Source organism: Mesorhizobium captivum (genome assembly GCF_033977165.1).
Lineage (GTDB): Bacteria > Pseudomonadota > Alphaproteobacteria > Rhizobiales > Rhizobiaceae > Mesorhizobium > Mesorhizobium captivum.
The window spans coordinates 1-19,811 of sequence record NZ_JAVIJB010000012.1 but is presented as its reverse complement, the minus strand read 5'-3'; the positions used below and the strand labels follow the sequence as shown (position 1 = coordinate 19,811).

The following is a 19,811-nucleotide window of genomic DNA, read 5'->3' as shown; positions in this document are numbered from 1 at the left end:
GGCAAACGGTCCCTCTTACGGATCAACCGACGATGCGCAGGTTCGACAATTCATTGGCGATTTCTTTGAAATCGTCGGAAAGCGTCGCCCCAGTCGCGTTCCAATAAAGCTTGGCGGGCTTGCTCGGGTCGGTCGGATCCTTGCGGAAACGCGAGTCCGACGCGCAGGCCTTCAGCGCCGCAATCGCCTTCTTCTCGGCCGCCTTAGTCTCGACCAGATCGAGCGAGACCGTCATCACCATGATCCCGGCCGCCTTGGCGTTGGCACACAAGGTCTGCATCTGCTCATCAAGCGCAGCCGTGTAGTTGCCGTCCGTGTAGGTGGTCTTCGGCACGCTGGCGCTGGTGTTCATAAACAGGCGCGTGACGCCGCCCAGTGCAGGATTGATGTAGCCGGTGTAGCCATAGGCCGCATAGGTGGAACGATTGTTGGCGTAGCTGCTATCGCTGATGGCGCTGTAAGTATTGGCGCCGTCCGTCAGCACGATGACCACCTTATCGTTGCCTTTCTCGGTATTCGGCCGTCCCTCTGTGAATGGCTCATTGCTGGACACGGTCCGCCAGCCCCAGGCGAGGCCTTCCGGCACGTTGGTGTTGCCGGTCGGCGCCATGTCGTCGATCGCGTCGTCGAGTTCCTGCTTTTGAGCCGCCACCGTGACGTCTTTGAGCGGCGTGATCGGGCTGGTGGTGCAGGCTGCATTTGGACCATCACCCGATGCGGCCGACTTCGATCCGTAGGGTTTGACCAGAAAATATTTGCGCATGTCCGACTGCCGCTGCGAGGCGGTCGGATTGACCGGATCGTACGGCCAGTCGGCCCACCAATTGTTGTCGTAACCATAGGACGCCAAGGCGACGTCGTCGGCGCCGTCGCGATTGAAATCGCGCCATAGAGTCCCGGGCTCGTCCGGCGCGAACATCGGTACGAACAGCGTTGCCGGGTTGGCGCTGTCCGGCGTCGTGTCGTCGTCGTTATACGGATAAGGCCTTGCCTCGACGCAACCCTGCCAACTGGCATAGCGGCTGGTCGTGTAGACGTATTCCGGGGGAGGAGTGACCCAATGGCCTTTGCTGCAGGTGCCGTCCCTTTTGGTAACGTCGCAGACATACTGCTTGGGGGGCTGCACCGTTTCGCGGCCGGACTCGACGGTCATGTCGGAATAAAGGCTGAAGCGGGTCAGCGGCTGGTCCTTGGTATCGCCCCAGCCGTCGCCGCGCTTATACCATACGCCGTTGACCTTCTGCGCGTAGTTGTTCGGATCGCTGGCGGCGGTCATCTTCGTCCAGTCGAAATTCTCGTGCTGGATGGGAGAAATGCCGTTCTGGTCCATCCAACTATCCTGGTCGTGCGTCGGGCCGATATTGACCGAGGCGGAGAATGGAACCAGCGAGAACTGTACCGGCTTGGAGACCTGCTTCATCTGCAGGGCCTGCAGCGCCAGCGAACTGACCAACTGCTTGGCGGCGGCCTTAAGCAGGTCTATGCGCTTCTGCCCGGTTCCAGAACCAAGCGTCGACATCGAGCCCGAATTGTCCAGCACCAGCGCCACTTCCAGCGTGTTCTTCAACCGGATTTCTGATCGGGCCGAGAAATTGACTGTGGTGTCGCCCGCCTTCCCGCCGAGCAGCATCGTTGCTGCGGGCAGGATATAGGGGTGGTATTTCAGGGAGGCCTGCATGATCAGCGTGCCGCCGCCGGTATTGTCCTTGGGCAACGTGATGGTCAGCGTAGTGTTAGCCGGAAGGACGTGCCTGAGGTTGGCCTCGAAGAATTTCTTGGCGTAGGCCTTGGTTTCGTCGTCGCTTGCCCCGCTGACGATCTGTTGCGCCGACGCGATGCCGGCGGCGTCCAGAGCGTTGAGCGTTTCCTGCCTCTGCCGGACCAACTCCGTGTAGTCGACGGCAAGTGCTACGGCGCCCATCAGCGGCACCATCGTGATGACTGTCATCAGGGCATAGTTGCCCCGGCAGTCGCGAAGAAATCCGCGGATCATTGCGTTTAGCCCCCGCCAAAGACCCAATTGATGTACGACCATGGTCGTATTTGATCTGCAACCATGGTCATAAATCCTTAAATTTCAGCTTGAGCGAAACGATCAACAACGCGCTGCCTTTTTGACCGCGCGTTAACCCTTCGCTTTCGGGCGGGCGATATCGGAGCTCCCCGCCGGCGATGGCGAAAGCTGATGACAGGATGGAGCGCTTCGGTTATGCGGGACCGGCCGTGGCGGCCTCCGAACTGAAAGGATGGCTGTCGCGGCCTTGCCAGGGATCAGATCAGGAAAACGCATGGCGGATTGGCCGGACATCATAGCTTCGCTCGCCGATCTGACGGGAAACTACGCGGCCATTCTGTGCGACGTATGGGGCGTGGTGCACAATGGCGAATGGCACTTTCCCGTCGCCGCGGAGGCGCTGGCCCGGGCGCGCGCGGCAAAAGTGCCGGTGGTGCTGATCACCAATTCGCCGCGCCGCAGCGCCGACGTCGTTGCGCAGATGAATGTTATCGGCGTGCCGGCCGATGCCTATGATCGCGTCGTCACCTCGGGCGACGTCACGCGCGACCTGATCGCCGAGGGTCCAAGGAAGATTTTCCACATCGGCCCGGAGCGCGATTTCACACTCTATGACGGCCTGGACGTCGAGCTCGTCGAGGAGTTCGAGGCTTCAGGCATCGTCTGCACCGGGCTCTATGACGACGAGGTGGAGAAGCCGGCCGATTATGCGGAGCTGCTGCAGCGCCTGCGCGCCCGCAACCTGCCGTTCATCTGCGCCAATCCAGATATCCTGGTCGAGCGCGGCGAGCGCACCATCTGGTGCGCCGGCGCGCTCGCGCGCGACTATGCGCAGCTCGGCGGCCGCACGCTGGTTGCCGGCAAGCCTTTCGCGCCGATCTACAACCTCGCCATGAAGGAGGTCGCAGGCCTGCTCGGCCATCCGGTCGAGCGCCCGGCTGTGCTCGCCATCGGCGACGGCATGATGACCGACGTCAAGGGCGCCGCCGACAACGGCTTCGACGTGCTCTACGTTTCGGGCGGCATTCATGCGCGCGACTATGGCGACCCGCTGCGGCCCGATCCCGAAAGGCTGGCGGGCTTCCTCGCAACGCACGGCTACCGGCCGGTCGCAGTCATTGCGCGGCTGCAATAGAGCATGATCCCGAAAAGTGTGCAGCGGTTCTTGGAAAAGATCATGCTCAAACAAGAAGATAAAGCGGAAGGACGATTCGAAGAAAGGTCATCCCGCTTTATGCTGGTAGCGTGGCCATGACGGGCGCCCCGACATCACACAGGTTGACATGACGCAAGCTTTCGAACGCATTTCGGCGGTCGCGCCGTTGCCGGCGCATCTGCGCGGCGGCGTCGTGGCGATCGGCAATTTCGACGGCGTCCACCGCGGTCATCTTTCGGTGCTGGAGCGGGCGCTGGCCGAGGCTGGCCGCCGCGGCGTGCCGGCCCTGGTACTCACCTTCGAGCCGCACCCGCGCAAGGTGTTCAGGCCGGAGGTGCCGCTTTTCGTGCTGACGCCGCCGCCGATGAAGGCACGGCTTCTGGCCAGGCTCGGCTTCGCAGCCCTGGTCGAGCAGCCTTTCACGCGCGACTTCGCCGCGCTCTCGGCCGAGGCTTTCGTGACCGATGTTCTGGAGCACAAGCTCGGCGTCAGCCATGCCGTCACCGGCTTCGACTTCCATTTCGGCAAGGACCGCCAGGGCGGCCCGGCCTTCCTGATGGCGGCCGGCGAGCGCCACGGCTTCGGTGTCACGCTGGTCGACGCCTTCCGCGACGAGGGTGCCGAGGTGGTCTCGTCGAGCCGCATCCGCGCCTTGCTTTGTGAAGGCAAGGTCGAGGAGGCCGCCGGCCTGCTCGGCTACCGCTTCACCGTCGAGAGCGAGGTTATCGGCGGCCAGCAGCTTGGCCGCACGCTTGGCTTCCCGACCGCCAATATGAGGCTTTCGCCGGAAGCCACTCTGAAGGAAGGCATTTACGCCGTCCGCTTCCGCCGCGCCGACGGCACGCTGCATGACGGCGTCGCCAGCTTCGGCCGCCGCCCGACTGTCGACGACAATGGCGCGCCGCTGCTCGAAACCTATGTCTTCGATTTCTCCGCCGATCTCTACGGCGAGACCTGCCAGGTGTCGTTCTTCGGCTACCTGCGCCCGGAGCTGAAGTTCGATGGGCTCGACGCGCTGGTGGCGCAGATGAAGCGCGACGAGGCCGAGGCGAGGGCGCTGCTCTCAGGCGTGCGGCCGCTATCCGAGCTGGACGCCGCAATCTGTTTCTGAGGGCCGATGAAAGCGCCGCTTAAGATATCACTTGCTGCAAGACGCGAGATCAATGCTGGTTTGGAGCGCTAGAGGCCAAAAGCCGGCGGTGGACTGATTCCTGCGATTATGTGGGTCAATTCCGAACTGAATAACGGAAATATAGAAACCGGTGTCATAGTCGGCGCGTATACTGCCGCGCAGAGAAGCGAATTGGCCGGCGAAATCAGGAATGACCGCGGATACGAGTTCGTGTTGGCCGTCCCTGACTATGAGTTAGTACGATTTCTGGGAAAGACGCTTGATTTTGCCGGCGGAAAGTTCGTCCTTTTGTAGCAAGCCTCAGCGCCCTTTGCGCGCCTGGGGGCTCAGCGGCTCTCTATAGGTACCGGTTTGAAGGCAGTACAACGGCTGCTGTGCTACCGCTTCAGCGCCAGGCCGATGGCAATAAAGCTCCAGCCCTGGAAGATCAGGTCGATGGCCAGGAACATGCCGAGCACCCACAGGCTGTTGACCGGCCAGCCCATGGCGATGATCAGGCCAAGCAGGATGGTGATGATGGCGGCCGCGAGCAGCCATCCCCAGCCTTGCTCAGGCCGGTGGTTGTAGGCCACCCAAGCCCTCAGCAGCCCGGAAGCGACGAGCGCGATCGCCAGCAGCAGCGTCAGCACCGCCGAGGCAAGCAACGGATTGTCGAAGGCGAAGAAGCCGGCCACGGCGTAGAGCAGGCCGCTAAGCAGCCAATAGAAGAAGCGTCCCCAGGTCTTGACGCCGAAAGCATGGATGATCTCGATGGCGCCCGCCATCAGCATCAGCCAGCCGACGACATAGACGGAGGCGACGGTGGCGATGAACAGATTGCCGAAGGCGATGCCGCCGAAAATCAAGAGCAGCACGCCGAGCGCCACGAACCATCCCCATTTGTCGCGCGTCCGTCCGATCGCGTCTTTCAGGGCATCGCCTTGCAAGCTCATGATCCATCTCCCTCCAGATTTGGCCGCGCATCCTGCGGTTGATGGAGGGTAATCCCAATGGCATAGCCCGTCCAGCGCGGTGGCTATTGCAAAGACATGCCGAAGCTGGTGTCATTCCATTTTGCGTTAGGGAGGTATGGCGATGAGATCCTCTGGGCTCGCCCTGTTTTCCTCTGCTCTCGCTCTGTGCGCTGCCGCTTCGGCTCCTGCGCTCGCGGCGCAGCCCGGCGATCCGCCGGACGGCATCGCCAAGATAGAAACGGTGGTCGTCATCTTCGCGGAGAACCGCGCCTTCGACAATCTCTATGGCCATTTTCCCGGTGCCGAAGGCATCGACAAGGCGAGCCAGGAAAGCCTGCAGCAGCGTGACCGTGACGGTTCGGTGCTGTCCGAACTGCCGCCGGTCTGGGACGGGCTGACCGCCAAGGGCGTCACGCCGCCGGTAACGCAGGCGATGACCGAGCACCTTCCGAACGAGCCGTTCACCGTGAACGACGCGAAGGGGTTCAATGTTCCGCTCACCGTCGTAACGCACGATCTATGGCACCGTTACTATCAGAACCAGATGCAGATCAACGGCGGCAAGAACGACATGTTCGTTGCCTGGGGTGATTCAGGCGCCATGCCGATGAGCAACTGGGACACTTCCAAGGGCGATATGTGGGCCGTTGCGCAGAAGTACGTCCTGGCCGACCATTTCTTCATGGGCGCCTTCGGCGGCTCTTTCTTCAACCACCAGTGGCTGATCTGCGCCTGCGCGCCCTATTATGCTGATGCCGACAAGAACCCGGCCAAGCCTTCGATCTCGGTGACGGACGATAGCGGCACTGCGCTGAAGGTCGCCGACAACTCGCCGAAATCGGCGCGCGACGGCATCCCGAAATTCGTCTCCGACGGCAATCTGACGCCCGACTTCTACGTGGTGAACACGATGCAGCCGCCTTACCAGCCGAGTGGCAACGATCCGGCGCCCGGCGGCGATCCGCGCATGGCGGATGCGGCCAAGCCGACGACGCTGCCGCCGCAGACGGAGCCGACCATCGGCGACATGCTCAGTCTCAAGCACGTCAGCTGGGCGTGGTATTCGGGCGCCTGGCAATACACACTCGACCACGGCAACCACACGCCGACCCCGAATTTCCAGTACCATCACCAGCCGTTCAACTATTACGCCAACTATGCGCCGGGCACCGAAGCCAGGCGCGAGCATCTGCGCGATGCCGGGCTCGGCGGCGTGAGCTTCATTCAGGCCATCGACGATGGCGGTCTGCCGCAGGTCTCCTTCTACAAGCCGCAAGGCAATCTCAACGAGCATTCCGGCTATGCCGACATCCAGGCCGGCGACCGCCATATCGCGGATGTCATCGCCCATCTGGAGAAGAGCCCGCAATGGCCGCATATGCTGGTTGTCGTCACCTATGACGAGAATGGCGGCATCTGGGATCACGTCGCTCCGCCCAAGGGCGATCGCTGGGGGCCGGGCACGCGCATCCCCGCGATCATCGTTTCGCCTTTTGCCAAGCACAGCTACGTCGACCATATGCCCTACGACACGACGTCGATCCTGCGCTTCATCACCGAGCGCTTCGAACTGCCGGTGCTGCATGGCATCGTGGTCCGCGACAAGGCTGTGGCCGCGCATGGCGAGCCGCCGCTCGGCGATCTTACCGGCGGGCTCGACCTGAATTGAGGGCGCGTGTCCGGAGAACGACGATGGACGTTGACAGAACCGTCGCCTTGATCACCGCTGCCGGCATCGAACTCACCGACCGCCGGCGTAACGCCAAGGGCAATGGCTGGTCCCTCAGCTTCGCCAACGGTGCTACGGTGGAGGTGGGGGACGACGGATCGGCGCGCATTGCCGGCAAGGGCGCCAAGGCCGTGGCGAGGCTGCTGGATCTGCCGACAGCGCCGCGCGGCACCTGATCCGCGCGGCACCTGATCCGCGCGAGCGATCCGCCTACGAGACGACTGCTCTTGACCCGGAATTGACGTCTGTCTTCCGATGCCGGACCTTCGTCGCCCCTCCGCATGCCACTCAACGCCAGAAGCGCCTGGTATTGACAAAGGCGTCGTGTGCTTCCGCGGCGTCCTTGAGAAGCTTGGACTTGTCCTCGGCGCTGAAAAGATCCTTCGCACCCGCCACGTCCGAAAGCTCCAGCGCTGCCAACATATCGGGCGCGGTGGCAATATCGTTGAGGCTGCCGAGATGATCCTGCAGGCCCTTCATCGCCTTGATGAACCGTCGATGGCGTTTGGCTTCTGCCTTGCCGTTGTAAAGCGGCTCGAAGAACTCGGCCGCGTAGCGCAGTTTCTTTGCAGCGATCCGTACTTTATGGCGGGTCTCGTCATCGGCATCGATGAGATCGCTGCCGCCGTTCGCCACCTTTTTCCAAAATTTGTCGAATACACCCGAGGCCAAATTCCTCGACGACTGGTCGTGCAACTTTTCGTCCGATTGGGTTCGCCAGTCCCCGATGGAAATCCACTCAGTGGCATCGATCATCAAGGAGCGAGCGCGCACCGAGGAGAGCGATGCTTCGACCGCCGCGTAGGCGTCGTCGCGCGCGTCTTGAAGACGGCTTGAAAGAGCCTCGCTCGAAGCACGACCGATCATCACGTCGATATTGCGTGCCTCGCCAAGCTCCGAGGCGAGCCATTTCAATTCTTCTCGCAGGTGGTCGAAACGGCTGTCGTCGAATAGCGACTTGCAGATCGAGCATAGGGAGCGCAGCCGTCGCAGCGACACACGAGCCTGGTGCAGGGCGTCGGCATCGCGAGACCAGCCGAGCGCCGTTTCATTGAACCGAAACTGTTTGAGACAGGCCGCCGCGATGCGCGCGAAAGCCGTTGCCGCACTCATGTCGGAAGTGAGCAGGGTCGTGGCAGATTTCACAGCACCGGGCGCCGAACCAAGCAGACGATAGCCCCGTTCGGCTTTACTCAGCACGCCGAGATGAGCCGGCGTGATCAGGTCGACTTTCCGGGCGAGCGCAAACAGCGCTCTCGATGAGCCCGCCTTCTTTTCCAACTCGATCTCGCAGAGCGGAGCCTCGCGGTCGGCTGCAACGACCTTGCCAGTGTCCAGAGCGACTTCGATCGTCGCGTCGTCATCGATCACATTCCAACGATGCCGTTTGACATGAACCTCGAACAAGGGCGTGAGCTTTGGGCCATCCCCTGCAAGCAGGTCTCGGATCCGTGGATCGTCAAGTATCGGTGTGTCGCCGGCGACCGGTCGCTCCCATTCCTCGCGTGTGAACGATCCGGCCGCGGCGCCATCGCCCGCTTTGAGGGTTTGTATCCTTTCGTTTCCCGATTGCCGAATGCGAAGCGATAGGCCGCGCTTGGACAGATCCCATCCGGTGGTATCGAAGTAGATGGATATCTGCTGAAGAATGGTGGGCGGGGATCCGAACGGATTTTTCTTTAGGAGCGAGCGCGCACCCGATTGCGAAAGCTCGAGCTTCAGTTCCGTTTCCTGCATGATGTCCTCGGCGCCGCCTCGCTTCACGGCAATCGAAGGGACCCCATCTGCATGGTGCGTCATAAAGCTGTCACAAACAACCGCCCGCCTTGACCAACTGTGGCCGGACCTCAAGCCGGCACACGACAATGCGCGAGCGGAACCACACTTCTCAATTCTCGTTCATCCGATGATGAAAGAGAAGGACACATGTGATGGCTACCAGAGAAAAAAAGAAGAAGGCGAGCCGCGTTGTGAAGGGGCAAGAGCTGGAGGTAGAGCACCTGACGGAAATTGCCGACGTCACGCCGAAACAGGCGCGCGCCTTGTTGCGGAAGCATGGTGCCGACTGGACCAAACTCAAAGACGAAGCCGAAGATTTGAAGCAGGAGTGAACTGTCGGCATGGCTTCGCCATCTTCCGAGCGGCACCGGCCGGCTGGCTGGTTGACGCCATGGCGGCAAAGCGCTTTCGCCCTTATGAGACAGCTGACCCAGCCCCGGAACGCGCTGGCTCGTCTCCGATTGTAACGCGAATTCAGTTTCAGCTAACAGAGGCGCTCTGCTAAACTTGCCAGCGGGGCCAGGGACGGAGTTTCCCAATGGATGCAACCGAATTGCAGGCGATCAGCGACACTCTGATGCGGATTGTGACGCCAGATATGACGCCGAAAAAACTACTGAAGGCGGCAAGGAAGGAACACCCGGACGCGTCAGAGAAAGACATCGCCCGTGCGGCGTTCTTTTCGATTATCGCCAATGCCGAACAGGACCACGGAAAGGTCAAAAACCTACAGGCATTCGCCATCGCAGGCCGAGTGAGCGGTGACGCCTAGTGAGATGAGCCTTGCGTCTAAGGATTGCCAAGCACTCTGCAACTTATTGCGGACAGGCTGAGAAACCTCGAAACCAGCGATATCACTCCGATGCAGTCGGGCGGACAAAAGCCGCCCGACCAAATGGAAGTAGGCCGGCGCAACGCGCCCAGGGAGCAGGCACGCCCCTTCGGTCTGGGATGCCTTAGGCAATCAGGCAGCCTTGCGTTCCTTCAAAGCCTTCTCGAACACATCCTTGATCGGCTTGGACATGTCCTCGCTAGCTCTGATCATCGCAGCCTGGAGGTTTCTGGCCTGCTCGGCGGATTTTTCGATCTGCTTGCGAAGGAAAGCGGTCTGAAGTTCGATGCACTCGGACAGCGACTTCGCGGCAACCAGTGCCTCAAGGTGGGTGAAGCCGGCTTCGGCATTGTCTCTCAGAGCCGCAATCATCTTCAGGGACACCTCGTTGCCGGTGGTCTTGGCCATTTCAAAGGTCGACTCAAGAGCCTTTTGTGTCGTTTCGGCGTCCGAACTCAATTTGGAGAATGCCTGCTTCGACTGCTCAACGCCCTGGTCGACAACAGCGCGAACTTGCTCGGTAGCCTTGGACGGGTCGAAGATAGGGGATTCGACGTTTTCAATCGTTTCGGTCTTGTCCGGGATCTTGGCCATTTTTCCATCCTTTTTTGCAGGGGGGCGGTCACAAAACAAAGCCGCCTCGTTAATGTACGAGATCGTCGCAACGGATTTGTGTAACCGACATGAATTTGCGCGACGTCGAAGTCCCAGGCGGAGCCGAACGTCCGTCCGCTGGTGATGCATTCCGGATGTCTCGAGTTTTGCGATGATGGCGAGAGATTGAATTAGCTGGGACCCAAACAGTCCAATCGCCGTCACCGATGTTACGGATTTTAAGTCAAATTTTACCGAACTGGCGCCATGCCTTCTCTACTGCCGGGTGTTCCCGCCAGCCTGTTTCGCGTAAGGGGTGACGATGCGTATTGTCGGGACGATTCCGCTGCTTCTCGCCTCTGGCCTGATGGCCGTCTCCTCAGCCCGGGCAGGCGAGGGGAGCTGGATTTCGGGCGACTGGTATCTGACGCTCGGCGCCACCGGCCTGGTCGCGCCGAATTTCGAGGGCGGCAAGAAGTACATGCTGAGCGCCCAGCCCATCGTCTCGCTCGGCAAGGTCGGTCCAGAGGCGCGCTTCACCTCGCGCAACGACAACATCTCGCTGGCGCTGATCGACGACGGCAGCGTGCGCGCCGGCCTCACCGGCAAGTTCCTGTTCTCGCGCGACAGCAAGGACGAGCTGAAAGGCCTCGATCCGGTGCGCTGGGGCGGCGAGGTGGGCGGCTTCTTCGAATTCTATCCGCTGGATTGGGTGCGGGCGCGGGCCGAGCTCAGGCACGGCATCCGCGCCCATGACGGCTTCGTCGCCGACATCGCGGCGGACGCCTTCTACGACGTCACCCCGACCGTCCGCATCTCCGGCGGCCCTCGCGTTTCCTTTGCCTCGTCCGATTATTTCGACGCCTATTACGGCGTCAGCGCCAAGGAAGCGGCAGCTTCGGGCTTGAGCGAATATCATCCGGGCGGCGGGCTGAAGTCGACGGGCCTTGGCGGCGCGATCACCTGGAAGGTGACCGAGCCGATGACGGCGAGCGTCTTCACCGAATATTCGCGCCTGATGGGGCCAGCGGCCGATTCCAGCCTGGTCAAGGAGCGCGGCGACCGCAACCAGTGGACCGTCGGCGTGTCGACCACCTATCGCTTCAATTTCTCGATGTGAGGTTACTCCAACAATCTCGTATCGACCGGATGCGTCGTGACGCTAACGATCCAGATGCCGTCACGTGTCACCAAATCAGGACTGAGAAGATAGTTCTTTGTGAACGGAACGATTGCACAAGGAACTTCCATGACCGAGTGGGTGGCAGCGACGACAAAGTCCGTGCCTAGCCGCTGCGTCGTGGCCATGTCATTCTTCCAGTCGTCAGCTAGGTCGGGAGACAGAATGTCAATGCCGTCAGGCACTTCGATTTCGAGAAGCTGATAGGTCTGCGGCAAATCTTCAGCATCAACATGCACCAGGATTTCGACAAGGGCCGTGGCCGGATGATCGGCGCAATAGACGATCGGCGTGCCTAGCACATGCCAACGGCCATCGCTGACCAAACCGCCGACTCCCGCAAGGTCGGCGTAGCCGGAAATGCGCCAGAGCTGCATGAGTCAGGCGAAGATGCCGTGGTCGATACGATGGAGCTCTTCCTCCACCAGGACCGCGCCCGTTTCGGACTGCAGGAGGTTGATCGGCATCTCCTGCAACACCCTGCTGCGCTTGCGCAGCCAACGCTGCGCCTTTTCGTGATTGCCGAAAACCCGATCCGCCATTGCCGATATCCGTTCGAGCCGCTGGACACGGTCGGATTCGGCAATCGTCAGCGTCTCGTTTCGTTCCTTGCGGCGCGCCAGTGTGCGTCGCGGGCCGACGATTTTGTAGATCTCATCATTGCTGAAGCCGCGCTGACGAAGCTCATCGACCCTGGCGACGGGAACCAGAAACCGGTCCGTCGCTACATCGGGCATTGCGGTGTCGGCAAGCCTAGCCTTCGGCTTTGGCTGAACCTTGATATGCAAGCTGGACATGGTTTGGCTCCACTGCCATTTGCCCAACAATGTATGCGCAATTGGCACAAGTCGCAAGGAAGTCGCCGGCGAGTTCGGGCTTTTCAAGGGGGCCGGCCTCGTTTAAAAGCCGCCAGATGACGCAGTTTCCTCGCGCTCTCGCGATCGCGATACGAATTACGAGCCCGGTGTTCCGGGCGGCCTGAGCGCCGCGCGGAGCCGCCGGGAGTTTTCGCGCGCGCCCTCGCGCTTTTTTCAGAACATGATAGTTGAACGCCCGAGCCCCTTAGCCGCCGGGCAGCGCACATGGCAGATCAATGAACGACACCGTTGAAACGATCGACTATTCCAAAACGCTCTATCTGCCGCAGACGGATTTCCCGATGCGCGCCGGCCTGCCCGAGAAGGAGCCCGGCCTGGTCAAGCGCTGGCAGGACATGGACCTTTACCGCAAGCTCCGCGAGGCGTCCGCCGGCCGCGAGAAATTCGTGCTGCATGACGGCCCGCCCTACGCCAACGGCAACATCCATATCGGGCATGCGCTGAACAAGATCCTCAAGGACGTCATCAACCGGTCGTTCCAGATGCGCGGCTACGACGCCAACTACGTGCCGGGCTGGGACTGCCACGGCCTGCCGATCGAATGGAAGATCGAGGAGCAGTATCGCGCCAAGGGCAAGAACAAGGACGAGGTGCCGGTCAACGAGTTCCGCAGGGAATGCCGCGACTTCGCCGCGCACTGGATCAAGGTGCAGGGCGGCGAGTTCCAGCGGCTCGGCGTCATCGGCGATTTCGACAATCCCTATACGACCATGGCCTACCATGCCGAGGCGCGCATCGCCGGCGAGCTGTTGAAGTTCGCCATGTCGGGCCAGCTCTATCGCGGCTCGAAGCCGGTGATGTGGAGCGTGGTCGAGCGCACTGCGCTCGCCGAGGCCGAGGTCGAGTACCAGGACTATGAGAGCGACACGATCTGGGTAAAGTTCCCGGTCGCGAGCCTTGCCCGCCTGGTGGACGGCGGCGAGGGCGGGCAGCCGGCGGCGTTGTCCGAGGCCTCGCTGGACTTGCTCGAAGCCCATGTCGTCATCTGGACGACGACGCCTTGGACGTTGCCCGGCAACCGCGCCGTCAGCTATTCGCCGCGCGTCGCCTACGGCCTCTACGAGGTAACGGCGGCCGAGAACGCTTTCGGGCCGCAACCCGGCGAGAAGCTGATCTTCGCCGACGCGCTGGCTGAGGACGCCGCGGCCAAGGCCAAGGTCACGTTGAACCGCGTTCACAGCGTTTCGGCAGAACAGCTTGCAAGCCTTACGCTTTCGCATCCGTTCAGGGGGTTGGGCGATGGCTATCAGTTCCCCGTGCCTATGATCGCGGGTGAGCACGTCACCGACGATGCCGGCACCGGCTTCGTGCACACCGCACCCAGCCACGGCCGCGAGGATTTCGACGCCTGGATGGATGCGGTGGCCGATTTGCTCAAGCGCGGTGTCGACACCGCAATTCCGTTCCCGGTCGACGATGCCGGCTTCTTCACCAAGGACGCGCCGGGCTTCGGCCCGGACCGCGAAGGCGGTGCCGCGCGCGTCATCGACGACAACGGCAAGAAGGGCAACGCCAACCAGGCGGTGATCGAGGAACTGATCAAGCGCAACGCGCTGTTCGCGCGCGGCCGGCTGAAGCACAGCTATCCGCATTCCTGGCGCTCGAAGAAGCCGATCATCTTCCGCAACACGCCGCAATGGTTCGTCTACATGGACAAGGACCTTGGCGACGGCACGACGCTGCGCAGCCGCGCGCTGAAGGCGATCGACGACACCCGCTTCGTGCCGGCGGCCGGCCAGAACCGCATCCGCGCCATGATCGAGGAAAGGCCGGACTGGGTGCTGTCGCGCCAGCGCGCCTGGGGCGTGCCGATTGCCGTCTTCGCCGATGTCGACGGCAACGTGCTGAGGGACGAGGCAGTCAACCAGCGCATCATGGACGCCTTCGAGAAGGAGGGCGCCGACGCCTGGTTCGCGCCGGGCGCCAAGGAGCGCTTCCTCGGCAACCACGACGCTACGAAATGGCACCAGGTGATGGACATCCTCGACGTCTGGTTCGATTCCGGCTCGACGCATGTCTTCACGCTGGAGGACCGTCCCGATCTCAAATGGCCGGCCGACGTCTATCTCGAAGGTTCCGACCAACACCGCGGCTGGTTCCATTCCTCGTTGCTCGAAAGCTGCGGCACCAGGGGCAGGGCGCCTTACGACACGGTCATCACCCATGGCTTCACCATGGATGAGGAGGGTCGCAAGATGTCGAAGTCGCTCGGCAACACCGTCGTGCCGCAGGACGTGATCAAACAGTCCGGCGCCGATATCCTCAGGCTCTGGGTGGTGACAACCGATTATTGGGAAGACCAGCGGCTCGGCAAGAACGTGCTGCAGACCAATATCGACGCCTACCGCAAGCTCCGCAACACCATCCGCTGGATGCTGGGCACGCTTGCCCATGACGACGGCGAGGATGTGCCGCTGGATAAGATGCCGGAACTGGAGCGGCTGATGCTGCACCGGTTGTCCGAACTCGACGAGGTGGTGCGCCAGGGTTATGACGCCTTCGAGTTCAAGCGCATCACCCGCGCGCTGCTCGACTTCATGGTGGTCGAGCTTTCGGCCTTCTACTTCGACATCCGCAAGGACGCGCTCTACTGCGACGCGCCGTCCAGCCTGCGCCGCAAAGCGGCGGTGCAGGTCGTGCGCCATCTGTTCGAATGCCTGGTGAAGTGGCTGTCGCCGATGCTGCCCTTCACCATGGAAGAGGCCTGGCTCGAGCATCACCCAGACGCCGTCTCCGTGCATCTCGACCAGTTCCCGGCGATCCCGGAAAACTGGAGAAACGAGGCGCTGGCTGAGAAGTGGCGCAAGGTCCGGCAGGTGCGCCGCGTCGTCACCGGCGCGCTTGAGATCGCGCGCGCCGAGAAGCTGATCGGTTCCTCGCTGGAGGCCGTTCCGGTGGTCACCATCGACGATGCCTCGCTCGAAGCGGCGATCGCCGACATCGACATGGCCGAGATGGCGATCACCAGCGACCTGGTTATCCAACACGGCAAGGCTCCGCAAGGCGCTTTCACCCTCGACGACGTCAAGGGCGTCGCCGTGGTTGTGGAAAAGGCTGAGGATCGCGGTCTGGTCAAATGCGCGCGTTCCTGGCGCTATACGGCCGATGTCGGACAGGATCCGGAATTCCCGGACGTCTCGGCCCGCGACGCCGCGGTGCTGCATGAACTGAAGGCGCTCGGCCGGTTGTAGCATCGGGATTATAAGCCGATGCAGAAATACCACGCGGGCGGCGCAAATCCGCTCGCGCGTTGCCCTTAATAAGTGGTTGAGGTAAACACGCGACACTCCGGCAGACAAATTGTCGCCGGATTTCCATCGCAAATGCGGGGAAGAAGGGGACCGCGCCCCTGTGGCCGGTGGCGACCGAAAGGCTGTTAGAGTGGGACTTTTTGGCATGACCGAAAGAACGTTTGCGCGCGCCGCGCTGCTGGCGCCGCTTGTGGCATCGGCCATTGCCATGTCCGGCTGTGTCAGCTCGCCCACCTACGGAACCGATAAGACTGCCGCCGCGCAGCTCTTCGACGATGTGTCCGGCGCTGCCGCGATCACGCCGAAGCATCGCGATCCGATCGACTACAAGCCGCGTCCCGATCTGGTGAAGCCTGCCGCCGGGCAGAAGGAAAACCTGCCGCCGCCGCAGGAGAGTATCCAGACGGCGAGCGCCGACTGGCCGGAATCGCCCGAGGCCCGCCGCGCCCGCATCCGCGCCGACGCCACCGCCCATCAGAACGACCCGAATTACCAGCCCGAAGCTGTCGAGGACGTGCAGACCGATCCGGTGGCAGTGAAGAAGGCGATGGCCGATTCGGCTTCCAGCCACCCGCCGCGCTGGTCGCCGGACGATTCCAGTGCTGCCCGCTCCGCCGAGATCCAGCGCCGTCTGGCCGAAGGCAAGCAGGGCGATCCGACCACCCGCAAATATCTGAGCGAGCCGCCGCTTGCCTATCGTCAGGCCGCCGGCACCGCGCCGCAGAACGAGCTCGGCGAGGACGAGTACAAGAAGGAGCGCCGCCTCAAGGCGCAGGCGGAAGGCAAGAAGAGCGGCGGCTGGTTCGACTGGCTGGGCCTGTGAATGGTGAATAGTGAATAGTGAATAGATCTGTACTCGCTACTCACTAGTTTCTTCACCATTCACCACTCACCACCATTCCGTCTCTCGCGAAAGAAGTCCTTGAGGATGAGGGCGGCTTCGCTTTCGCCCAGCCCAGGATAGATGTCCGGCGTGTGGTGGCAGGTGGGCGAGGCGAAGAAGCGCACGCCGTTGACCACCGCGCCGCCTTTCTCGTCGGCGGCGCCGAAATAAAGCCGCCGCAGCCTCGCGAAGGAGATGGCGCCGGCGCACATGGCGCAGGGTTCCAGCGTCACATAGAGGTCGTGGCCGGTAAGCCGCTCGCTGGCGAGTTTGCGGCAGGCGTCGCGGATCGCCAGCATCTCGGCATGGGCGGTGGGGTCGGCGAGTTCGCGCGTGCGGTTGCCGGCTTTCGCCACGACGATGTTGCCATTGGCGATCACCGCGCCGACCGGCACTTCGCCGCGGCTTGCAGCCGCCTCGGCTTCCTTGAGCGCCAAAGCCATGAAATCCGGCCGCTTCACGCGCTTTCCATTCCGATTACTCCTCGCCACCCGACGGTGATCCTGTTATCTAGCGCGTGACCCTGAAAACCGGAATCGGTTTTTGCCGCGCTGACATATGCGCAAAAATCAAGATGACACTGCCTGCGTTGGGCGTCCGAAAGGGCGGGCGGCATCGTAGCAGCTTCAAGAAGAGCCAAGGCAATGGACGACAACGACAAGAAAGTTCCGCGCAAAGGTGCGGGCAAAGGCGGATCGAGGCCGGCAGGCCCGCGCGACCGCAGCGGAGCCGCAGGCAAGAATGGCAAGCCATCCTTCGGCGGCAAGAAGCCGTTCGCCAAGCGCGACCGGCCGATGGCCGCGGGTGGCGAGCGACCTGCGCGCGATTTCAAGCGCAGCTACAAGCCTCGCGAAATGGGTGAGGGTGCCGAGCGCGGCGAGAAGCCGTTCCGCAAGGGGCCGCGCCCCGAGAGCAAGCCGTTGGAGAAGCGCGAAGGGCCGCGCAAGCCGTTTGAGCCGCGCGGCGACCGCCCCATGGCGGCCGAAGGCGAGCGCCGCGATTTCAAGCGCAGCTACAAGCCGCGTGAAGCGGGCGAGGGCGGGGAGCGTGGCGAAAGACCGTTCCGCAAAGGACCGCGCCCCGAGGGCAAGTCCTTCGAGAAGCGCGACGGTGCGCGCAAACCTTACACGCCGCGCGGCGACCGGCCTATGGCCGCCGAAGGCGAGCGCGGCGAAAGGCGCTTCGACCGCCCCAAGCGCGACTTCCCCGATCGTCCCAAACATGATTTCGCCGAGCGGCCCAAGCGCGATTTCAGCGATCGTCCGCCGCGCGACACCGCGCCCAGGCAGGGCGGCTTCAAGCCGCGCCCGCGGCCCTCGGAAGCAGCGCCGGAAGCCGGCGAGCGCATCGCCAAGCGGCTGGCGCGCGCCGGCATCGCCTCGCGCCGCGACGCCGAGGAATTGATCGCGGCCGGCCGCATCAAGGTCAACGGGAAGGTGCTGACCTCGCCTGCCTTCAACGTTATGGCCGACGACGTCATCCATCTCGACGGCACCGAGATCCCGCCGATCGAGCGCACGCGGCTGTTCCTGTTCCACAAGCCGGCGGGCGTGGTCACCACCAACCGCGATCCGGAAGGCCGCAAGACCGTCTTCGACGTGCTGCCTGCCGACTTGCCGCGGCTGATGACCATCGGCCGCCTCGACATCAACACGGAAGGCTTGCTGCTGCTGACCAATGACGGCGGGCTGTCGCGGGTGCTCGAATTGCCGGCCACCGGCTGGCTGCGGCGCTATCGCGTGCGCGTCCACGGCAAGGTCGAGGAGAGCGCGCTGGCCGCCTTGCGCGATGGTATTGCCGTCGACGGCGTCTTCTACGGCTCGGTCGAGGCCTCGCTCGATCGAGAGCAGGGCAGCAACGCCTGGCTGACGATCGGCCTGCGCGAAGGCAAGAACCGCGAGGTGAAGAACATTCTCGGCGCGCTCGGGCTGGACGTGACGCGGCTGATCCGCATCTCCTACGGGCCGTTCCAGCTCGAGGATCTGCCCGAGGGCCATGTTCTGGAGATCAAGGGTCGCGTGCTGCGCGACCAGCTCGGCGAACGGCTGATCGAGGAATCCGGCGCCAATTTCGACGCCGAGATCCAAAAACCATTCTCCAACAAGCCGGTGCGGCGGAGCGAACCGCGCCGCGATGAAGGCGAGCGGCCGAGATTCACACGTGAGGGCGACCGCCGTCCGATCGGCGAGGGTGGGCTGATCAAGGCCCGCAAGCGCCGCGAAGGCAGCCGCGACGAGGCGCTGAGCAAGCTTTCGACGCGACCCGAAAGGGCGTTCGGCGAGCGCGGCCCCAAATCCGGCTTCGACAAGTCCGAGCGCGGCTTCGGCAAGTCCGAACGCGGCGGCTTCGGCGGCAAGCCGGGCAAGAAGGGCGAGCCGCGGCCGATCGAGCCGCCCGGCCAGCGCAAGGCCAATGTCTGGATGGCGCCCGGCGCGCGCCCGATCGGCAAAGGCAGGGCGGAGGCCGACGCCGCCAAGGCCGCTGAGGCGAAGGCGCGCAAGGCATCGTTCAAACCCAGCGGCAAGGGCAAGCCGTTCGGCAAGCCAAGAGGCGACCGACCCGAGGGAAGCGGTGGCGACAAGCACGAAGGCAGAGGGCCACGTGGTCCGAAGGGGCCGAGGGGCGGCAATGCGGATCGTCGGCGGTGAGTTTCGCGGGCGCCCTTTGGCGACGCCCCGTTCGAATGCCATCCGCCCGACCACCGACCGTACCCGCGAGGCGGTGTTCAATGTGCTCGCGCATCGCTACGCCGAAAAGCTCGAAGGCGGCCGCGTGCTCGATCTCTTCGCCGGCACCGGCGCGCTCGGGCTGGAGGCGCTGTCGCGCGGCGCCTCCTACTGCGTCTTCATCGAGGAATCGGCGGAAGGGCGCGGCCTGATCCGCGACAATGTCGAGGCCTTCGGGCTCACCGGCCGGACGAAAATCTTCCGCCGCGACGCCACCCATCTCGGCGAGGCCGGCACGCTTTCGCCTTTCGGCCTGGTCTTCGCCGACCCGCCCTATGGCAAGGGTCTCGGCGAGCGCGCTTTGCGCTCGGCAAAAGCCGGCGGCTGGCTTTCGCCGGGCGCGCTCTGCGTGGTCGAGGAGGCGGCGTCCGCGCCGTTCGAGCCGGGCGCGGATTTTTCCGTGGTGGACGAGCGCGGCTATGGCGATACCGTCATCCGGTTTATCGAGGCGAGGTGAGGGGCGGATTTTCCCTTCCCCTTGTGGGAGAAGGTGGCCGAGCGAAGCTCGGACGGATGAGGGGTGTTGGACGGATCGCTGCCTTGCAGATACAAGCAGTTGAAGCGATTGTATTTTAGGCGCCTCATTTCTTCCAGCACCCCTCATCCGTCTCGGCGCTCACGCGCCGATCCACCTTCTCCCACAAGGGGCTAGCGTGCGCACACATTTGCTTCGTGGTGTGGTCAAGTGTGAAGAAGCGAAGTCG

The 19,811-nt window shown here is 62.9% G+C and carries 18 protein-coding genes; 11 read left to right on the top strand and 7 right to left on the bottom strand.

What is annotated here, in order from left to right:
* Window positions 1-22: 22 nt before the first annotated feature.
* On the bottom strand, window positions 23-1,993 hold the full coding sequence (locus RFM40_RS12515; RefSeq protein WP_320277609.1) for a TadE/TadG family type IV pilus assembly protein: 1,971 nt from the start codon (window positions 1,991-1,993) through the stop codon (window positions 23-25).
* A gap of 295 nt (window positions 1,994-2,288) precedes the next feature.
* On the opposite strand from RFM40_RS12515, the gene RFM40_RS12510 reads away from it, so the two are divergent.
* Both RFM40_RS12510 and RFM40_RS12505 read left to right on the top strand, forming a co-directional pair.
* The gene (locus RFM40_RS12510) at window positions 2,289-3,149 is read left to right on the top strand and encodes a TIGR01459 family HAD-type hydrolase (protein ID WP_320277608.1); all 861 of its coding nucleotides are present in this window, start codon (window positions 2,289-2,291) and stop codon (window positions 3,147-3,149) included.
* Window positions 3,150-3,297: 148 nt separating this feature from the next.
* A complete protein-coding gene (locus RFM40_RS12505; protein WP_320275237.1) occupies window positions 3,298-4,281 on the top strand; it encodes a bifunctional riboflavin kinase/FAD synthetase in 984 nt (327 codons plus the stop codon).
* 398 nt (window positions 4,282-4,679) lie between these two features.
* Here RFM40_RS12505 and RFM40_RS12500 read toward each other — a convergent pair whose 3' ends face one another.
* The gene (locus tag RFM40_RS12500; protein ID WP_320223294.1) at window positions 4,680-5,234 is read right to left on the bottom strand and encodes an HdeD family acid-resistance protein; all 555 of its coding nucleotides are present in this window, start codon (window positions 5,232-5,234) and stop codon (window positions 4,680-4,682) included.
* A 142-nt stretch (window positions 5,235-5,376) separates the two neighbouring features.
* On the opposite strand from RFM40_RS12500, the gene RFM40_RS12495 reads away from it, so the two are divergent.
* Together RFM40_RS12495 and RFM40_RS12490 are read left to right on the top strand one after the other, a co-directional pair.
* Window positions 5,377-6,924 carry an acid phosphatase gene (locus RFM40_RS12495; protein WP_320277607.1) on the top strand — a complete coding sequence of 516 codons (1,548 nt, stop codon included), beginning with the start codon at window positions 5,377-5,379 and terminating at the stop codon, window positions 6,922-6,924.
* A gap of 23 nt (window positions 6,925-6,947) precedes the next feature.
* Window positions 6,948-7,160, top strand: coding sequence for a hypothetical protein (locus RFM40_RS12490; protein ID WP_320277606.1), 213 nt, complete (start codon window positions 6,948-6,950; stop codon window positions 7,158-7,160).
* 112 nt (window positions 7,161-7,272) lie between these two features.
* On the opposite strand, the gene RFM40_RS12485 is transcribed toward RFM40_RS12490, so the two are convergent.
* The gene (locus RFM40_RS12485) at window positions 7,273-8,784 is read right to left on the bottom strand and encodes a CYTH and CHAD domain-containing protein (RefSeq protein WP_320277605.1); all 1,512 of its coding nucleotides are present in this window, start codon (window positions 8,782-8,784) and stop codon (window positions 7,273-7,275) included.
* Window positions 8,785-8,915: 131 nt separating this feature from the next.
* Between RFM40_RS12485 and RFM40_RS12480 the strand changes: the two genes are divergently transcribed.
* Both RFM40_RS12480 and RFM40_RS12475 read left to right on the top strand, forming a co-directional pair.
* Window positions 8,916-9,095 (top strand): hypothetical protein, encoded by a 180-nt coding sequence (locus RFM40_RS12480; RefSeq protein WP_320226355.1) that lies wholly within the window; start codon window positions 8,916-8,918, stop codon window positions 9,093-9,095.
* A 206-nt stretch (window positions 9,096-9,301) separates the two neighbouring features.
* Window positions 9,302-9,535 carry a hypothetical protein gene (locus RFM40_RS12475; RefSeq protein WP_320277604.1) on the top strand — a complete coding sequence of 78 codons (234 nt, stop codon included), beginning with the start codon at window positions 9,302-9,304 and terminating at the stop codon, window positions 9,533-9,535.
* A 192-nt stretch (window positions 9,536-9,727) separates the two neighbouring features.
* Here RFM40_RS12475 and RFM40_RS12470 read toward each other — a convergent pair whose 3' ends face one another.
* The gene (locus RFM40_RS12470) at window positions 9,728-10,189 is read right to left on the bottom strand and encodes a phasin (protein ID WP_320277603.1); all 462 of its coding nucleotides are present in this window, start codon (window positions 10,187-10,189) and stop codon (window positions 9,728-9,730) included.
* A 322-nt stretch (window positions 10,190-10,511) separates the two neighbouring features.
* Between RFM40_RS12470 and RFM40_RS12465 the strand changes: the two genes are divergently transcribed.
* On the top strand, window positions 10,512-11,309 hold the full coding sequence (locus RFM40_RS12465) for a MipA/OmpV family protein (RefSeq protein WP_320277602.1): 798 nt from the start codon (window positions 10,512-10,514) through the stop codon (window positions 11,307-11,309).
* A 2-nt stretch (window positions 11,310-11,311) separates the two neighbouring features.
* Here the strand turns inward: RFM40_RS12465 and RFM40_RS12460 are convergent, their stop codons facing one another.
* Both RFM40_RS12460 and parS read right to left on the bottom strand, forming a co-directional pair.
* Entirely contained in the window at window positions 11,312-11,746 is a 435-nt protein-coding gene (locus RFM40_RS12460) for an RES family NAD+ phosphorylase (RefSeq protein WP_320277601.1), read from the bottom strand.
* 3 nt (window positions 11,747-11,749) lie between these two features.
* Complete coding sequence (parS, locus tag RFM40_RS12455; RefSeq protein ID WP_320277600.1) at window positions 11,750-12,166, bottom strand: type II RES/Xre toxin-antitoxin system antitoxin; 417 nt, start codon at window positions 12,164-12,166, stop codon at window positions 11,750-11,752.
* Between the two features lie 296 nt (window positions 12,167-12,462).
* On the opposite strand from parS, the gene ileS reads away from it, so the two are divergent.
* Together ileS and RFM40_RS12445 are read left to right on the top strand one after the other, a co-directional pair.
* Window positions 12,463-15,438 (top strand): isoleucine--tRNA ligase, encoded by a 2,976-nt coding sequence (gene ileS, locus RFM40_RS12450; protein WP_320277599.1) that lies wholly within the window; start codon window positions 12,463-12,465, stop codon window positions 15,436-15,438.
* Between the two features lie 205 nt (window positions 15,439-15,643).
* Complete coding sequence (locus RFM40_RS12445; protein ID WP_320226361.1) at window positions 15,644-16,321, top strand: hypothetical protein; 678 nt, start codon at window positions 15,644-15,646, stop codon at window positions 16,319-16,321.
* A gap of 59 nt (window positions 16,322-16,380) precedes the next feature.
* On the opposite strand, the gene RFM40_RS12440 is transcribed toward RFM40_RS12445, so the two are convergent.
* Complete coding sequence (locus tag RFM40_RS12440) at window positions 16,381-16,842, bottom strand: nucleoside deaminase (RefSeq protein ID WP_320277598.1); 462 nt, start codon at window positions 16,840-16,842, stop codon at window positions 16,381-16,383.
* 183 nt (window positions 16,843-17,025) lie between these two features.
* Between RFM40_RS12440 and RFM40_RS12435 the strand changes: the two genes are divergently transcribed.
* Both RFM40_RS12435 and rsmD read left to right on the top strand, forming a co-directional pair.
* Window positions 17,026-19,029 (top strand): pseudouridine synthase, encoded by a 2,004-nt coding sequence (locus RFM40_RS12435; RefSeq protein ID WP_320277597.1) that lies wholly within the window; start codon window positions 17,026-17,028, stop codon window positions 19,027-19,029.
* A complete protein-coding gene (rsmD, locus tag RFM40_RS12430; RefSeq protein ID WP_320277596.1) occupies window positions 19,010-19,564 on the top strand; it encodes a 16S rRNA (guanine(966)-N(2))-methyltransferase RsmD in 555 nt (184 codons plus the stop codon). The genes RFM40_RS12435 and rsmD overlap by 20 nt, the downstream gene beginning before the upstream one ends.
* Window positions 19,565-19,811: the final 247 nt, after the last annotated feature.